The 14,469-nt window shown below is 48.3% G+C and carries 17 protein-coding genes; 6 read left to right on the top strand and 11 right to left on the bottom strand.

Going from position 1 to position 14,469, the window contains the following annotated elements; genetic code table 11:
• The 3 genes from AWQ24_RS09670 to AWQ24_RS09665 are packed head-to-tail and all read left to right on the top strand — an operon-like array spanning nucleotide 1 to nucleotide 759.
• Nucleotides 1-219 carry a hypothetical protein gene (locus AWQ24_RS09670; RefSeq protein WP_065716697.1) on the top strand — a complete coding sequence of 73 codons (219 nt, stop codon included), beginning with the start codon at nucleotides 1-3 and terminating at the stop codon, nucleotides 217-219.
• Nucleotides 209-358, top strand: a complete 150-nt coding sequence (locus tag AWQ24_RS16245) for a hypothetical protein (protein WP_157096852.1) — start codon at nucleotides 209-211, stop codon at nucleotides 356-358. The genes AWQ24_RS09670 and AWQ24_RS16245 overlap by 11 nt, the downstream gene beginning before the upstream one ends.
• A complete protein-coding gene (locus AWQ24_RS09665) occupies nucleotides 349-759 on the top strand; it encodes a hypothetical protein (RefSeq protein WP_065716696.1) in 411 nt (136 codons plus the stop codon). The genes AWQ24_RS16245 and AWQ24_RS09665 overlap by 10 nt, the downstream gene beginning before the upstream one ends.
• 154 nt (nucleotides 760-913) lie before the next feature.
• On the opposite strand, the gene AWQ24_RS09660 is transcribed toward AWQ24_RS09665, so the two are convergent.
• Genes AWQ24_RS09660 through AWQ24_RS09625 form a run of 8 tightly spaced genes read right to left on the bottom strand, consistent with a single transcriptional unit; the run spans nucleotide 914 to nucleotide 4,535 of the window.
• Nucleotides 914-1,123, bottom strand: a complete 210-nt coding sequence (locus tag AWQ24_RS09660; RefSeq protein WP_065716695.1) for a hypothetical protein — start codon at nucleotides 1,121-1,123, stop codon at nucleotides 914-916.
• A gap of 41 nt (nucleotides 1,124-1,164) precedes the next feature.
• Nucleotides 1,165-1,869 (bottom strand): peptidoglycan-binding protein, encoded by a 705-nt coding sequence (locus tag AWQ24_RS09655; protein WP_065716694.1) that lies wholly within the window; start codon nucleotides 1,867-1,869, stop codon nucleotides 1,165-1,167.
• Nucleotides 1,862-2,155, bottom strand: a complete 294-nt coding sequence (locus AWQ24_RS09650) for a hypothetical protein (protein WP_065714349.1) — start codon at nucleotides 2,153-2,155, stop codon at nucleotides 1,862-1,864. The genes AWQ24_RS09655 and AWQ24_RS09650 overlap by 8 nt, the downstream gene beginning before the upstream one ends.
• The gene (locus AWQ24_RS09645) at nucleotides 2,152-2,367 is read right to left on the bottom strand and encodes a hypothetical protein (RefSeq protein WP_065716693.1); all 216 of its coding nucleotides are present in this window, start codon (nucleotides 2,365-2,367) and stop codon (nucleotides 2,152-2,154) included. The genes AWQ24_RS09650 and AWQ24_RS09645 overlap by 4 nt, the downstream gene beginning before the upstream one ends.
• The gene (locus tag AWQ24_RS09640; protein ID WP_065716692.1) at nucleotides 2,364-2,846 is read right to left on the bottom strand and encodes a hypothetical protein; all 483 of its coding nucleotides are present in this window, start codon (nucleotides 2,844-2,846) and stop codon (nucleotides 2,364-2,366) included. Before AWQ24_RS09640 ends, AWQ24_RS09645 begins: the two co-directional genes overlap by 4 nt.
• Entirely contained in the window at nucleotides 2,837-3,052 is a 216-nt protein-coding gene (locus AWQ24_RS09635) for a hypothetical protein (RefSeq protein WP_065716691.1), read from the bottom strand. The genes AWQ24_RS09640 and AWQ24_RS09635 overlap by 10 nt, the downstream gene beginning before the upstream one ends.
• 3 nt (nucleotides 3,053-3,055) lie before the next feature.
• On the bottom strand, nucleotides 3,056-3,706 hold the full coding sequence (locus tag AWQ24_RS09630) for a hypothetical protein (RefSeq protein ID WP_157096851.1): 651 nt from the start codon (nucleotides 3,704-3,706) through the stop codon (nucleotides 3,056-3,058).
• A 52-nt stretch (nucleotides 3,707-3,758) separates the two neighbouring features.
• Nucleotides 3,759-4,535, bottom strand: a complete 777-nt coding sequence (locus AWQ24_RS09625; protein ID WP_065716689.1) for a hypothetical protein — start codon at nucleotides 4,533-4,535, stop codon at nucleotides 3,759-3,761.
• 1,101 nt (nucleotides 4,536-5,636) lie between these two features.
• Between AWQ24_RS09625 and AWQ24_RS09620 the strand changes: the two genes are divergently transcribed.
• The 3 genes from AWQ24_RS09620 to AWQ24_RS09610 all read left to right on the top strand — a co-directional run bounded on the left by AWQ24_RS09620 (nucleotide 5,637) and on the right by AWQ24_RS09610 (nucleotide 9,585).
• Nucleotides 5,637-6,125, top strand: coding sequence for a hypothetical protein (locus AWQ24_RS09620; RefSeq protein ID WP_065716688.1), 489 nt, complete (start codon nucleotides 5,637-5,639; stop codon nucleotides 6,123-6,125).
• Between the two features lie 284 nt (nucleotides 6,126-6,409).
• Entirely contained in the window at nucleotides 6,410-8,083 is a 1,674-nt protein-coding gene (locus AWQ24_RS09615; protein ID WP_157096850.1) for a hypothetical protein, read from the top strand.
• Nucleotides 8,083-9,585: a hypothetical protein gene (locus AWQ24_RS09610; RefSeq protein WP_065716686.1), complete on the top strand. Its 1,503-nt coding sequence runs from the start codon at nucleotides 8,083-8,085 to the stop codon at nucleotides 9,583-9,585. Before AWQ24_RS09615 ends, AWQ24_RS09610 begins: the two co-directional genes overlap by 1 nt.
• A gap of 384 nt (nucleotides 9,586-9,969) precedes the next feature.
• On the opposite strand, the gene glgB is transcribed toward AWQ24_RS09610, so the two are convergent.
• The 3 genes from glgB to AWQ24_RS09595 form a co-directional block, all read right to left on the bottom strand.
• A complete protein-coding gene (gene glgB, locus AWQ24_RS09605; protein ID WP_012307476.1) occupies nucleotides 9,970-12,303 on the bottom strand; it encodes a 1,4-alpha-glucan branching protein GlgB in 2,334 nt (777 codons plus the stop codon).
• Between the two features lie 349 nt (nucleotides 12,304-12,652).
• On the bottom strand, nucleotides 12,653-13,432 hold the full coding sequence (gloB, locus tag AWQ24_RS09600) for a hydroxyacylglutathione hydrolase (protein ID WP_065716685.1): 780 nt from the start codon (nucleotides 13,430-13,432) through the stop codon (nucleotides 12,653-12,655).
• Between the two features lie 70 nt (nucleotides 13,433-13,502).
• The gene (locus tag AWQ24_RS09595) at nucleotides 13,503-14,417 is read right to left on the bottom strand and encodes a branched-chain amino acid transaminase (protein WP_065716684.1); all 915 of its coding nucleotides are present in this window, start codon (nucleotides 14,415-14,417) and stop codon (nucleotides 13,503-13,505) included.
• Nucleotides 14,418-14,469: the final 52 nt, after the last annotated feature.

Raw genomic sequence — 14,469 nt, 5'->3', positions numbered from 1 at the left:
ATGTCAAAAGGTTTTGGGCATCAATCCGTAAATAAGTTTTCTCTGTCTGTGTGGCAAGACCCTCTTTCAAGGGACTGGAATGGGGAATTTGATGTAGAAAAATTCAATAAATTTTCTGTTGAGGAAAAAATAAAGATCGTTGCCATGCTTATGCAACTAATACAGGCCCTTTGCCGCCACCCAGATCTTGAACACTTTAATCTTTTTGATGATGAGTAAAAATATTCACCCCGTAAAGGCGATCGCCTGGGCACACCGCCACAAACAACAGCCCCTTTTGGAGGCGCTGATCCTCTATGGCTACCCACGCCTAAGACCCCTATTTGAGCTTCTCATGGAGGACAAGCGATGCCGATGAAACGTGAGCTTTATCCTGACAACTGGGAGGCGATCGCCCTCGAAATCAAAGAGTCAGTCCATTGGTTTTGTGAAAAATGTGGCCGGCCATGCCGTCGCCCTGGGGAGGATTGGTTTGATTTCCTAGAAAAATTACAAAGCACTTTCCCCCAGTGGTACCAGCAATATGAAGAAGAAGTTTATGACGATGACACCGGAGAATGGGGGTACATCGAAAAACGGGGCCGCTTTATCCTCACCGTGGCCCACCTCGATCACAATCCGGCCAATTGCGATCGCCAAAACCTAAAAGCACTTTGCGCGCCTTGTCATCTCCGGAATGATCACAGCCATCACCTCAAAAACGCCTCAAGGACGCGCTTCCTTAAAAATCAAGTCGATGGTCAGCTTCCTCTCTTTTAACTTTTGTGATTAAGTTGTGGTGTGGTACCTCAACTCTATCAATTTCCAACCACTAAATCCCGATTACGGGACTGAAACCTGATAAACCCATTTTGTGCCATGGCGTCCTAAGACTTTCCAACCACTAAATCCCGATTACGGGACTGAAACCCTTTTATTTCCGTCGCCAAAACTCCCCAGCGACGGGGACGCCCATCAAAACGCAGCTCACCCAGAGCAGGGGCTTCAGCCGTTGTTCCGGGATGTCTGGATAAAACAAGATCGCCTTTCCCCAAAAATAAAAGCCCACTATCCCCGTCACCAAGGGCAGAAACAACAGGGCATAATAGGCCACATCCGCCGCCTGAAGGCCATCTTTCGCCATGGCAATTCTAAAAAGCTTGTCCTTATCCGGCTCCGGCACGGCTAAACCTCACTGCTGGGCTTAAAAGTCCGCTCCCAAGTAATCGGGCCGATCACCCCGTCCACTTCAAGACCCCATTTCTCTTGTAAGGTGCGGCAAGCTTTCTCACTTTCCGGGCCGTAAATTCCATCAATCTCAATGGAAATTCCCCAGAAATTTACCTGTTTTTGCCACTCCCTCACGTCATGGCCTGCCATGTATGGTTTTCTGAACTTTATAAGCCTAAAATAAGCAGATTTGCCGATTTGTGCCTGAATATCAAGAGGTCGATAAAATCCCCGACACTGGGAGACATTGCGCGATCGCCTTTGCACCATGCCCCCATTCGCATTGCTGGCCGCTGAGGTGTTGCCCTCGATGGAGCTAAATTTTCCGCCTGAGATATTTTCAACAATCCCGATATGCACCGCGAGCCGATTGCCAAAATGGAATAACGCCAAATCTCCGGGCCGTGGGGTTTTGTGCCATTGCCCAACTCGCCGCGCATACCCTTCGATGTAGGGGCAGTAAGCCGCGCCACTGGGAGCGCCGTCCTGCATTTTCGGCAAAGGAAAACCCGCCTCAGCATAAACCCAGCTCGTAAACATCGCGCACCACGGATTCCCGTCCATCCCGTACCAGCGGCCATACTTAGTTCGGTTTGACCCTGGGGGCGATTCTTTATAGCCAATTTCTGCCCGGGCCGTGCTTAAAATTTTCTCAATCACGATGACCCTCTAAATTTTCAATTTGAATGCGGATCGTCCCTGCCAAATAACTTAATTTGCGCTCTAGGCTATCCAGCCGGGTATCAGTCAAGGCCGCCAAATCATCAAATTTGCGCCACATGGTTTCAAGTTGACTTTCTACTTTCTCTAATTCAGCCGTTATCTGTTGCGGTGATTTTGCTACGGTCTGCCACTTCTCCCAAAAGGTGAGCAAGGTTTTAAGGGCGGCCCAAAAGGAAGCAATAAGGATTGTCAGGCTGACTAAAATCTGAGTGATTTCGTTCACGATTCAAGGGTTGTAATTTCCAGTTCGTAGGGCAAATTAATCGAGTCCTCGATCACCTGCCTAATTTCTCCGAGGGTCACCTGTTGCCCAGTTCCCACCAATCTCGCCTCAAGAGCGGTGATTTCCGCCTCGATTTTGGCGTGGAGCGATTCGATCAACCGACCCTCAAGGGCTGCGATATCTTCTTTCGTGGCAATTTGGGGGCAGCTCATTGTCTTCGGAATAACCTAAAAATGCGCGTTGTTTCAGACGCGGGTTCTGGAGCAGGCTCCTGGGTGGGGTAGGTGACATTGCTATCAATTTTTTCTAGGAGCTGGCACGACCAACGGCGATCAATAGCCAGCCGCCGTGCATACCGAGAATCAGAAAGCTTTACTTGGTATTGCCGCTGGGGAAGCGGATCATTCATCAAATCTGGAGGATAGGGATATTGCAAAATCTCCGGCTCATCCTTGGGGTAAAGCCTGAGCCAATTCCGATCAAACCAATAGCTAGACCCCGAAAAGTAAACCCCCCGGAGATAGCCCCAGGGATGACGCGCATTAAACCCAGCTTCTGGGACTTCCGAAAAATAGATGATTCTCAGGGCAGTAGTAGGGGAATTGGTGAAAAGTGGTAAAATTTGCCAGTCAAAGGTAGGCCGCACAACCCCTAAATTTTCCCAAACCCCAAAGCTATCAACTACTGCCATTCATCTTCTCCCATGGCCTCCAGGCGCTCGTCATACTCTCCCCCTTCGACATAATCGATCATCTCGGCCCTAGTCGCAGGGCGCATTAACCCAGTGGCATGATCCACCACAAAGGCAATTTCCTCTGATGCGTGGTTTTGCCAGCCTGGGGGCCGCGCCGTCTGCAATGTCAAATCGAACAAAGGATTATCAGGAAGGATGAGCATGGGTTAGTTCGCCGTTACGCCATAGAGAGCCGCAAAGTGCCCCTGGTTGTAAAAACCAGCATCTTTCTCCTTAAACAAACCGCCACTATTTCGCAGTTCATTTGCCTGAGAGGGGTCTGTTTTGGAGCTAAACACGGATCCGTCTTCCAGATCGTAGGAGTAGCTAGGCAGGCGCGGGAATTCTGCCCCATAGACTAGCTCTCCAGTATCTGCAGAAGTCGCAAGCCGTACCCCATATTGAGACGGGAAACCAGCCGCGGCCCCTCGACCGCCGCTATCCAGCGCATTGGAGAGAAAAGCAACCTTGATCCCGTTCACCGTGGCGAAATAGGTATCCGAGTGGTTGCCCCCTTGAATTTTGCTGGGCTTGGCACGAGTGATCGAATAGCGATCTGCTCTTAAAGCCGCAATTCTATTTGTGGAGCAATAAGACCCCTCATAACCGGTCTCTGTCCGTCTGGAAGCCCGCGCCGGCTTCGGGGAGTTTGCCCCAATCACCAGATTTTGAATAGAAACACCATTGGCGATCACCGTTTGCCCAAAGTTATCCCGGAGAGAATCCCGGAGGCGGGAACGAAAGCCATATTTAAGTTCACCACCACCTAAAGGCATGGTGACGAATACTAACGTTGCAGTTTCACGATTTCTAGCCATTTGTAAACCTCAAAATAAATAATTTATTCCCCTTTAAAACCGGAGATTAAGCCTAAAGGGTGACTACATTTACGTCGAAGGTTTGGGCCGCTTGGTCAAGGGCAACTTGCACCGTCCAAGAAGTCGTGAACTGAAGCAAACCAAGTTTAGGTAAATCTGCTGCGGCGATCCCAGTGGTGGGGTCAGTCTCAGCGGTGGCCGCAGGTGCCAGGGTAAAGGTCGTTCCTGCGGGTCGGGTAGTAGTGGTTACCCCAGAGGCAACGGAAGCCGTCCGGATCGGCAATAGATCGGGCATGGAACGAATCATCGCCGCGACAAAATCACGGTTATCAACTCCGGTGATCGCCGCCGGATCAGCACCACCGAAATCAGCTAGATCAGCGTAGGGAATCACGACGCCCTCACCAGTGATCGCGCCCTCGGCCGCAACCTCGGCAGCATTAGCGAAAAGGTCATCAATGGCAAAACCACCGACGCCAGAATTAGCCCCAGAAGCAGGTAAGGGAATTTGCCCAATGGTTTCCGTTTCCAGGTCTGCGACGTACTGACAAGAAAAGGAGAAGGTCAGGTTATCGAGACTGTCAGAAACAGAAGCCTTGGCCCGCGTGGAAGTCAGGCCCACAATGTCGGCACTGTTGGCGGAAACATAGGTATGGATCGCGTTGGCAATGGCGAGAGCTGCTTTGCTTTCCTTAGTGGCTTGGGTCTCGCTGTCAGCAAACTCCCCCGCAACTACCCCAGGCAAATCGGCGATCGGTAAAAACAAACCAGCGGGAACCCCGTTAGATGCCCCTGCGCTCACGGAACTTTCAAAGAACGTTAAAGCCATGAAAAAAATCCTCAAATAGTCCCTAGCGATTCATCCCAAAAACGCTAGAAAGCTTGTGTTGTCTAAACTCTAGCAATCGAACCTGTTAGTGTCACGTACTATCGTTAAACTAGGTCTCTGCGTAGTACGCAGTTAAAAAAACGGGAATTTAATTCCTTGGTTATCATTGTGATAATTAATTGACTGTATAGGCATGGATAAATATGGCGATTTGGTTTTGTACCCTTTACTGGGGACAAACTCCAAGCGGGCCTTGCAAAGAGTCAGAAGAAGGGGGTACAAACCCTATCACTATCGCCCCAGAGCTAGGCTGCTTTATCGCCTTGCTGAGGAAATGGATTGGACGATTGATCGGGTTTATAACCAACTATTGAAAGAACGCTCTATCCTGCTGCGGATGAACCGGGAGGTAAATAATGGCGACTTGTGATTGTAGTGGGGCAAGCCGCGCCTATGTGATTGTCAACCCGAACAGCGTCAACCGCCGGGAAATCCTAAGCCTTAATCCCCCCATCTGCCACGACGTAAAAACCAAGGGGCTGCTAATCAATGGATCGCCCTGGACTGCCCCAAAAGAGATCCAATCATGGGAGACAGAGCAGTTACCTACAGGCCCTTTATTAGTAGCAAATGGGATGTTTTCTTACAATACAGCTTTACAACAACCTATTTGTTTACAGTCCACAAATGCACCAGACATCAATGTTTTTCACCCTAGCCTTTTCTCTCAATCTGGAATTAGCAACACAACAGGGTTACAGACTCTAAGCGAGGGATTTTCTCTAGAAAATACTCGTGGAGGGGCTGCAAGCGGCCCTAGTGGAACGGTGAATTGTAGAAAATTCCATAAACACAATTGCAACTGGGGAGAAATAAGTTTTAATGGCGGCCCCTTTAGGCAATTAGGGTCTGGGCGTCTCTATTATTCTTCCCCAGGTAATTGCATTCTAACTATCACCTACACAGACAACACAACACAAGAATTAATTTATGATGAATGTCCCGCAGTTGAGCCGTTGCAATGCCTGGAAATAACCGACCAAGGGGGCGTATTAGCTGATATTTGCCCCTACAACGGAGAGCAAATAGCCTTTCAATGCGATGAGCGAAAATGTCCGCCAGAAACCTGCTGTGAATTGGAATGTGGGGGCGGTCGGGTGTGTTGTTATGGGCCGAACAGTGGGACGGCGATCGATTCTTTTATTCGGAGGACTTAATTTAATGGCGCTTACTTTACAGGACTTTGGGGGACAATTTTCCCCGACCACAATTACGTTTAATATTGCCGAGCTAAATGCAAAACTTGAGGCCGCTGGGTTGCCTAAATGGGATGAACCTAGGGACGCAATCGAGCCATTATTGTGGGTATTATTGAGGCTTTTTTATTCAACACAAATTGATTTTTCCCAGGTGAGCGGCGTTTTATTTGATGAGCAGAGTTTGCAAAATCAATCGCGCACCTTGCGGGTCAGTCGGGCTAATCTGTCGCCTGCTCTTTTGTCGCCAAGTGCTATTTCTGCCAGGGAACTTTACACTCTGCAATTTAATTTTGTGGGAGCAAATGATTTAACTGATCCAGATTTACTTTAAGGGGCGTTATGGGCTGTTTGAATGTGGGCTGTTTTACGGTGTTTGTGATTTTTGTGATTATTTCACTGCTGATTTTGTCGGGGGTCATCCTTTAAATGTCTTGTCCAAATCTGGCGACGAAATCGGATATATCGGCCCTTGAGGGAAGAATTTTAGAGGCGCTTTCGGGGCTGGCCACTAAGGATGATATTTCGCGGATAGAGTCGGCTATTGAAAGTTTTAATTCGACTATTAATAGCAAGTTTGATTCGATCAACAGTCGCCTAGGGGGAATAGAAAGTATTTTGGCGGATCATTCTGCGGCCCTAGCCAGGATAGAGGCGGCCCTGGATGGGGTAAATGGCACTGTCCAAGGATTTTGGGGCGCATTGGCCGATATTTTTGAATCTTTGGTGAGCTTAATTCGTGATCCGATTGTTTCGGCGTTGGAGGCGCAAAGGAGCTTTATTGATGGTTTATTTGGGTCGCTAGAGGCTTTTATTTCTGGCCTATTTGATGGGATAGAGGCCGCCATTTCCGGGGCGTTTGATGCAACCAGCACCTTGATCCGGGAATTTTTTGGGACGCTGAGGACTTTATTAGAGGAAGCGTTTGGATCGGTACAGACGGCATTAGGGGGCATTGATGGGAACCTGGATAATGTGCTGTCGATGTTGGGGGATTTGTCCTGGGATGTTCGGCGGGCTTTGACGGAGATAAACCAGCTAGATTCTGCCCTGTCAACGATCCAATCGGGGATTAATAATTTAGATGCAGGGCAGGACGCCCTAAACGCTCGGATTGTGGAGGTTCGGAACGGGTTAGGGGTTATTGATGGTCGCCTTGCAAGTTTGGCCGATGTCGTGGCGGCGATCAACAATCGCACCAGTGATATTTACGGCAGGCAGACAGAATTACTAAATCGAATTGCTGATGTCCTGGGGGCGATCGCCAGCGTAAACAGCGCCCTAGATGCCCTTGAATCGGAAGTAAGGGAGATTTATGGATCCATCAATGCTCTACAGGGAGAAATCAACGGAATCCCTGGGGAGGTTTGGGGTTATGGCCTGAGCTGTGGCCCTGCGGGGAGTGCAGTTTGTCGATCCCTGTCTGCTGCGGAAGATCCAGAGAAAAACTTTAGTGATGATGACCGCCAGAAGCTCGACGATATCAAGGATGACCTGGACGATTTGGGGAATGAGTTGGAGGCGATCGCCAAAGTGACAGGCGTCCCAGATTTCCCTGGAAAGCTGCCTAAATCGTTACTAGGAGATGACAACCTTAAGGGGACTGAAGAAGTTGAGAGCATTCCCCAATTCATCCTCTGGTTAACCAAACAACTCGATGCCCTAGTTGGCGAATTCCCGGTGAGCATCGAAGTCACAGACAATGATCTGACCCAATCAGGGAACCAAAAACAAACCATCCAGCTCCGGAATATCGCCGAAGCCTTTGCCGAGCTGTATGGACAGGGAGTCTTAACCACAACCCATCAATCAGTGCAAACAAATGGCCTTGTCCGGGTGGGAACCGAATTAACCTCTCTGAAAGTGATGGTGGCCGTAGCCCAGGATTTAATTATGGCCACGACTGAATTCCTTGGGTTCAAAACCAAACAGAAAAGAAGGAATATCGACACATCCTTCACCCTTAAAAAATCAGGCGATAACAATTACACCCTGGCCAATTTCCTTGACTCAGACAAAATTTCCTACAAAGGCTATGAATTTGATGACGATGACATCTTGATCGAATATCTGCCCCAGTTGATGTATGGCGTCTCCCTCATAAAAGCGGCCACTCTCCGCGGAGAAGATGACGTAAACGAGATTGAGGATCGCGTTAAGGAAGTATTGGAGGATGGGGCTTCCGCTTGGGATAAATTCCAGGAAATTGTCAACAATCCCGACTCTGAATACAACATCGATCAAGACGTGAAATTCAAAATTACTGACCGCGATGTGGAGATTGATGAATAATGGCTTTTGAGCTGGACATCGGCGATCTGATTAGCCGCCAAATTAGGGTAGAGGTGGCCCCAGAAGGCCGAGAGATTGGTGATCTTCTTGATGTTTTTGAGGATGACAGTGGGGGATTTCTTGGGAGAATCTTCTCCTTTACCAAGCAATTGATCGGGTTTGCTTTAAAGGCAATCCCGGTAATTAGATTTCCTTTTTCTTCTCTGTTTGGCTGGGCGGTCCAAGCTTTTAACTTTATTCGCTTCTTTGATTGGAATGCCTCGGACGCCGAATTACAAGCCGGAATTAAACAAAGAAATTTAGCGGTGGCTGATGCCTGGGGCGCTTTCTTTGGGCAACTGGCCGGGACGCTGGTCGTGGGAGGCTTGGGGGCACTGGGGGCGCTATATATTCCTGCCATTGGGGGGAAAATGTTGGCAATTTCTACCCTCGTCAAGCTATTTAAAGAACGGGGGGATGAGGTCTTCGAGGAATTGCGCTTTGCTGTTCGACAATCAGCAGTCGTCTTTGGAGAGAAAAAATTTATTCAAGCTTATATCCGGATCCGTCGCCTAATAAAAAATCGTTTCCCTCAGTTGAAAAACTGGGGCGCTGACGATGGCGATCGCTGGACATTTGCTGAGAAATTTGAAGAGAAAATTGACAGCATCGAAAATGATGGCCTCCGGACATTTTTAGAATCCTTCTTTGATGAATTTGAGGAAGCCTTTATCGAAGGGGGCTATGTGATTGCGGGCTATTGGGACAACCTTATGGCCCAAACCAATGAGAATCGCCTAGAAATCCTAGGGGAAGACAAGGCCGGAACCATTCAGCTCAGGGCTGGGGGAGAAGATACGCCATTCTTGCGTTACATCCAGCTCCCCTCTAATTTGGCGATCTCCGGTCTCCAGCACCAAATGAATACCTACCGGTCTTTCCAAGGACTAAGAATTGGGGAGTATGGTGGGGAGCCATCCGAGCCGGATAATACCCTACGCCCTTACCTCCGCACCGCCAAAATTATCATGCGGTCTGGGAGTGAAAAGCCACCATTCACGAATCCTGACGGCACCATTAGCAGCCGCCATCAGATCACTCTGAAATCCCTAAAGCCAGATTTACGTTGGCGAGATTTTAAGCGGGTGTTCCGTCGCCACACCTGGGGGCCATGGAAAATCGAGGTGGTACTCCAGAGCCGCGCCTCGATTTGGCTCTATGCTGACAGTCGAGAAAATGGGGTGCTATTTGCGCGGGAAATCGTGGACGAGCTGATCGAGGAAGATGCAATTCGGATCGCCGCCACGATTGAGGAAGTTGACCCAAGGGTGACCCAACGGCCCAAAGTAATTTATCCCCAGGAGGTCTATATCACCCTCAAGCGGGCGATCGCCTCTGGGAGAATTGTGGATCTGTCGGGGAAACGCTGGGAGCAACAAAAGTTTACTTATGATCTGTGGCCGGATGATGAGCCATTCGGGACGCCACAATTTATTACGAATTTTCCGGTCGATCCGACCTAATCAAAAGGTGATTTTAGGCAAAATTTAGGCAAGAATTAAAAAGAAGTCCTCAAATCCTTTCCTAGTGGCCTTTCTGGAATAACAATGGGTGTCTGCAAAACCTCCACTCCCCAGTTCGAATCTGGGTACCACCTTATTTTAAAAAAAATCAATCTTAAGCTCTCTTTATTGCAAGGATTTTTATCTATTTTTTTGGATATTTAGTTCAACCGAGACTGAGCAAAGCATGTCTTTTAGAACAACTCTAGGAGACGACAAATCACTAAAAAAACGACATAAATTTATACCCAGTTCCCCTTTAACCCAACAAAAAAAGGTCTGGAGACAAACTCCCAGACCCTGTAAATATAGTTCAACAGCTAACGACAAAGATTTTTGATCTTTCTATATTTCGCCGGATAGAGCCTTTGCTTTATCGGCCTGTTTTTGAGCAAGCATTGCGGCTGTTTTTTCTCGATCAATTTTTAGGACAACCACGCCGAGGGGCGGCAAACACAGATCAATGGAATAGGGAAGATTATGGAAGCGCCAATCTTCAGTCCAAACGCCGCCGAAGTTGAGTAGATTACTCCCCCCAAAGGTTTCGGCATCACTATTCAAAATTTCTTGATAGTAGCCCTCTTCTGGAATGCCAATTCGATAATGGCTATGGGGTTGCGGCGTAAAATTGCAGACCACAACTAAAAAATCATTGGGATCTTTTGCCCGTCGAATAAAAGAAAGAACACTATTTTGATTGTCAGAACAGTCAATCCATTGGAATCCTTCCTCTTCAAAATCCCGTTCGTAAAGGGCCGGTTCCTGTTTATAGAGACTATTTAATGCCCCGAAGAAACCTTTGAGTTTGGCGTGGGGTTCATGTTGCAGCAAATCCCAACTCAAGTCACTCCAAACATTCCACTCGTTCCATTGGCCAAATTCCATGCTCATAAACATGGTCTTTTTACCAGGATGGGTAAACATATAGGCAAATAAAGCCCGCACATTGGCAAATTTCTGCCATTCGTCCCCCGGCATTTTGCCAATAATCGAGCTCTTACCATGGACGACTTCATCGTGGGAAAGGGCCAACATGTAGTTCTCGCTGTGGTGATACCACATACTGAAGGTAATGCTGTTTTGGTGGTGCTGCCGGAACCAGGGATCCATGCTGAAGTATTTAAGATTGTCATGCATCCAACCCATGTTCCACTTGAGGTTGAAGCCGAGGCCACCGAGATAAGTGGGACGAGAAACCATGGGCCAAGCCGTGGACTCTTCGGCAACGGAAATAATTCCTGGATAGTATTTGAAGATGAGATTGTTGGTTTGACGGAGAAATTCTACGGCTTCGAGGTGTTCGTTGCCGCCGTAGTCATTGGGAAGCCACTCGCCATCTTCCCGGTCGTAGTCGAGGTAGAGCATTGATGCCACTGCATCGACCCGAATGCCATCGATGTGATATTTATCAAACCAGAATAGGGCATTGGCAATGAGGAAGTTGCGAACCTCATTGCGATTGTAGTTAAAGATCAGGGTGCCCCAGCCTTTGTGCTCACCTTTGCGGGGATCGGCGTGTTCATAGAGATGGGTGCCATCGAAGTAAGCGAGACCATGGGCATCCTTAGGGAAATGGCCAGGAACCCAGTCAACGATCACCCCGATACCATTGGCGTGGCATTGATCGATGAAATACATCAGGTCTTCGGGATTGCCAAAGCGGGAAGTGGGGGAATAGTAGCCGGTCACTTGGTAGCCCCAGGAACCGTCAAAGGGATGTTCAGCGACAGGCAGTAGCTCGATGTGGGTGTAGCCCATGTCCTTAACGTAGGGGATGAGCTTATCAACCAGTTCGTAATAGCTCAGGAAGCGGGCACCGGGTTTTTGATCGCCCACGGGAATGGGATCGACTTCACCGGAAAGGAGTTGCATTTTTTCGGTGGCGGAACCATGGAGCCAGGAGCCGAGGTGTAGTTCGTAGATGGAAACAGGATTTTTGAGGGGGTCTTGTTTGGCACGTTGTTCTAGCCAATCGTGATCCTGCCATTGGTACTGGTCGAGGTCAGCAACGATGGAGGCAGTGTCGGGGCGCACTTCCCGGAGAAAGCCGTAGGGGTCTGATTTTTCGTAGATGTGGCCGTGTTGGTTTTTGATTTCGTATTTGTATTTGGTGTTGGGGCCGAGGTCAGGAATGAAAATTCCCCAGATACCAACGTTTAAACGGCGCATTTGGTGTTTGCGACCATCCCAGTTGTTAAAGTCGCCCAGGATGGAGACGTTGCGGGCATTGGGCGCCCAAACGGCAAAGTAAACGCCTTTGATGCCATCGACTTCGACGAGGTGTGCCCCCAGTTTGTTGTAGATGCGGTGGTGATTCCCTTCGGCAAAGAGGTGGAGATCGAGATCGCTAATGTGGGGGGCTTCGGCAAAGGCATAGGGATCGTTGATGATGTGTTGGCGATCGCCTTCTTGGAGCTTCAGTTGATATTTCGGCGTCGTTTCACTCTGGAGGGTGCACTCAAAAAAGTGGGGATGATGCACCGTTGTCATCGGGTGTTCCGTTTGGGAAGGGGTATCAATCACCCAAGCTTGGCTAGCAGAAGGTAAATAAGCGCGAATTGACCAGGTTTTCGGATTGGGATCGTCGTTGGTGGGATGACAACCCAAGACAGCATGGGGGTTGTCGTGGTGGTTAGAAACAATTTGGTTGATCTGGTCTGGAGTGAGGAGAGTAGGCATTATGGCAATTACCGAAAATCGATTAGAGGTTTATTAAAGAAATTTTTTTGTTTGGCGATATGGAACAAGGCTAGCTCAGGGTAGGGTAATCCGAGGGAGATTATAGGACGTGGTGGGCGTTTGGAAATGATTGTGACAAAGAGGATAGGGGAGAAATGTCGTGTGTGATACCTTGCTCCTGATCGGAGGCCCTGGGGTTTACTTTTCAGGAAAAAAGAAGAGAAAACTATAAATTGAGCCTTATTTTAGGGGATTGATCCTCACTGTAAACGGTTTTAGCAAATCCGCAATCGTTCCCCTGGGGTATGGTTGAATTTTTTTATGGAAGTCGCTGCCACCAGTTTAAACTTCAAAAGAGATCCCGTTTGCCGCGCAATTTTGTAAAAACTCGCAGGGGATCTGTTGTTTTTAAGTTAGCTTGCAGTTGGCGATCGCCACAGCGCAAAAAAGGATTTGTCTGTTTTTCTAAAGCTAACACCGTTGGAATGGTCGGTTCCTGGCGTTGTCGTTGAGTCTGCACTCGCTGAAAACGTCTCTGAAGAGCCTCATTTTCTGGATCAACCGTCAAGGAAAATTTAATATTTTTCAGGGTGTACTCATGGGCACACCAGATATTCGTGTTATCCGGCAAATCACAAATTTGCTGGAGCGAGGCAAAAAGTTGAGCAGGCATTCCTTCCAAAAGACGACCACAGCCATTGGCAAACAACGTATCGCCACAAAATAAATCACCACTGTCTTCAGGCCGCAGGGGAGGGAAATAGTAGGCGATGTGACCTTGGGTATGGCCTGGCACAAACAAAATTTCGACGGTGCGATTAAATAAATCTAAGTGATCACCAGCCTTAAGGCTCACCGTTTGGCCTGGAATACGTCTTTTTTGTAAATCTATCTCGCTACCATACACAGCCGCTGCGGGAAAATGATTTAATAGTTGACGATTGCCATCCACATGGTCAGCGTGATGGTGCGTAATCAGAATGGTCTTAAGCGTTAAATCTTCTTTACTTAGATACTCCAGAACAACCTCAGCGTCGCCTGGATCAACAACCGCACAATCCCCTGTAGCTCGATCAACCAAGAGAAAAATATAGTTATCGTTAAAAGCTGGTAAACGAATAATTTCCATGCCGGAATGTCCCCCATGAGTCACTGATGCTGATCATAACAAGGGGGATTTTGTACGCAAAAACGAGTCATTAATCAAGGGAAATTTTATAAACCCAATCGGCAAACTCTGGATCGCGGTTTTCTGTGATTGCCGTTAGTTTTTCTCGCAATTTTTCAGTGATGGGCCGTTCGGTGGGCAAGGTATAGTTTTCGATTCGCTTCACGGGGGTGACTTTGGCCGCCGTCCCACTTAAAAAGACCTCATCGGCAATTAGAAGCTCTGATTTATCAATGGGGCGTTCGATCACGTCAATACCCAGATGTTTAGCAAGGGTAACGACGCTGTCACGGGTAATGCCTTCGAGAATATCCTGGTCAGAACCAGGGGTGATCAGTTTGCCATCCCGGACGATAAAGACGTTCATTCCAGATGCTTCACAAACTTTCCCTTGAGAATTCATTAGCAATGCTTCATCAAATCCAGAGGCGACGGCTTCGGTTTTGGCTAGGGCCGAGGCAATGTAAGCACCGCTAATTTTGCCCCGGAGTGGAAAACTCCGGTCTTCTTGGCGTGTCCAGGAGCTGATGCGACAAGCGATCCCGTCGGGGGAAAGGTAATCACCCAGTTCTAAACCATAGACGAAGAAATCTTTTTCAATGTTGTGGAGGCGGGGGGCAATGCCTAAATCAGAGGTATAGACAAAGGGGCGAATATAAAAGGATTTTGTGGGCCGATTTTGTTTTACAAAGTCCACAATGACGTGTTCAATTTTGTCAGCCGGGAGATCGAAATGGAGAAATTTTGCGCTGTTGCTAAGACGGCGGCAGTGGCGTTCGAGACGAAATAAAAGAATTTGGTTTGCGTCGGCGGGATCAGGAATACCCCGTAAGCCCCCAAAAGCCCCTGTTCCATAGTGGAGTGCGTGGGTTGCAATGGAAATATTTGCATCAATGAAGGGAACAAATTTTCCTTGGAAATAGGCAGTGGGAAGGAAATTATGCATGGGTTGGGGGCAAACGGTAGGGTGCGAAATGAATTACAGAAAGGATAATGAA

It is taken from the genome of Picosynechococcus sp. PCC 8807, assembly GCF_001693295.1.
In the GTDB taxonomy this organism is placed as follows: domain Bacteria; phylum Cyanobacteriota; class Cyanobacteriia; order Cyanobacteriales; family MRBY01; genus MRBY01.
Note: the sequence above shows the minus strand (reverse complement) of the source record. Positions and strands in the feature narration are given on the sequence as shown.

What these genes read in the sequence shown, in the direction of transcription:
- AWQ24_RS09670 (WP_065716697.1), top strand. Translation starts at nt 1, where the DNA reads ATGTCAAAAGGTTTTGGGCATCAATCCGTAAATAAGTTTTCTCTGTCT.
- AWQ24_RS16245 (WP_157096852.1), top strand. Translation starts at nt 209, where the DNA reads ATGATGAGTAAAAATATTCACCCCGTAAAGGCGATCGCCTGGGCACAC.
- AWQ24_RS09665 (WP_065716696.1), top strand. Translation starts at nt 349, where the DNA reads ATGCCGATGAAACGTGAGCTTTATCCTGACAACTGGGAGGCGATCGCC.
- AWQ24_RS09660 (WP_065716695.1), bottom strand. Translation starts at nt 1,123, where the DNA reads ATGGCGAAAGATGGCCTTCAGGCGGCGGATGTGGCCTATTATGCCCTG.
- AWQ24_RS09645 (WP_065716693.1), bottom strand. Translation starts at nt 2,367, where the DNA reads ATGAGCTGCCCCCAAATTGCCACGAAAGAAGATATCGCAGCCCTTGAG.
- AWQ24_RS09640 (WP_065716692.1), bottom strand. Translation starts at nt 2,846, where the DNA reads ATGGCAGTAGTTGATAGCTTTGGGGTTTGGGAAAATTTAGGGGTTGTG.
- AWQ24_RS09635 (WP_065716691.1), bottom strand. Translation starts at nt 3,052, where the DNA reads ATGCTCATCCTTCCTGATAATCCTTTGTTCGATTTGACATTGCAGACG.
- AWQ24_RS09630 (WP_157096851.1), bottom strand. Translation starts at nt 3,706, where the DNA reads ATGGCTAGAAATCGTGAAACTGCAACGTTAGTATTCGTCACCATGCCT.
- AWQ24_RS09625 (WP_065716689.1), bottom strand. Translation starts at nt 4,535, where the DNA reads ATGGCTTTAACGTTCTTTGAAAGTTCCGTGAGCGCAGGGGCATCTAAC.
- AWQ24_RS09620 (WP_065716688.1), top strand. Translation starts at nt 5,637, where the DNA reads ATGAGCGAAAATGTCCGCCAGAAACCTGCTGTGAATTGGAATGTGGGG.
- AWQ24_RS09610 (WP_065716686.1), top strand. Translation starts at nt 8,083, where the DNA reads ATGGCTTTTGAGCTGGACATCGGCGATCTGATTAGCCGCCAAATTAGG.
- glgB (WP_012307476.1), bottom strand. Translation starts at nt 12,303, where the DNA reads ATGCCTACTCTCCTCACTCCAGACCAGATCAACCAAATTGTTTCTAAC.
- gloB (WP_065716685.1), bottom strand. Translation starts at nt 13,432, where the DNA reads ATGGAAATTATTCGTTTACCAGCTTTTAACGATAACTATATTTTTCTC.
- AWQ24_RS09595 (WP_065716684.1), bottom strand. Translation starts at nt 14,417, where the DNA reads ATGCATAATTTCCTTCCCACTGCCTATTTCCAAGGAAAATTTGTTCCC.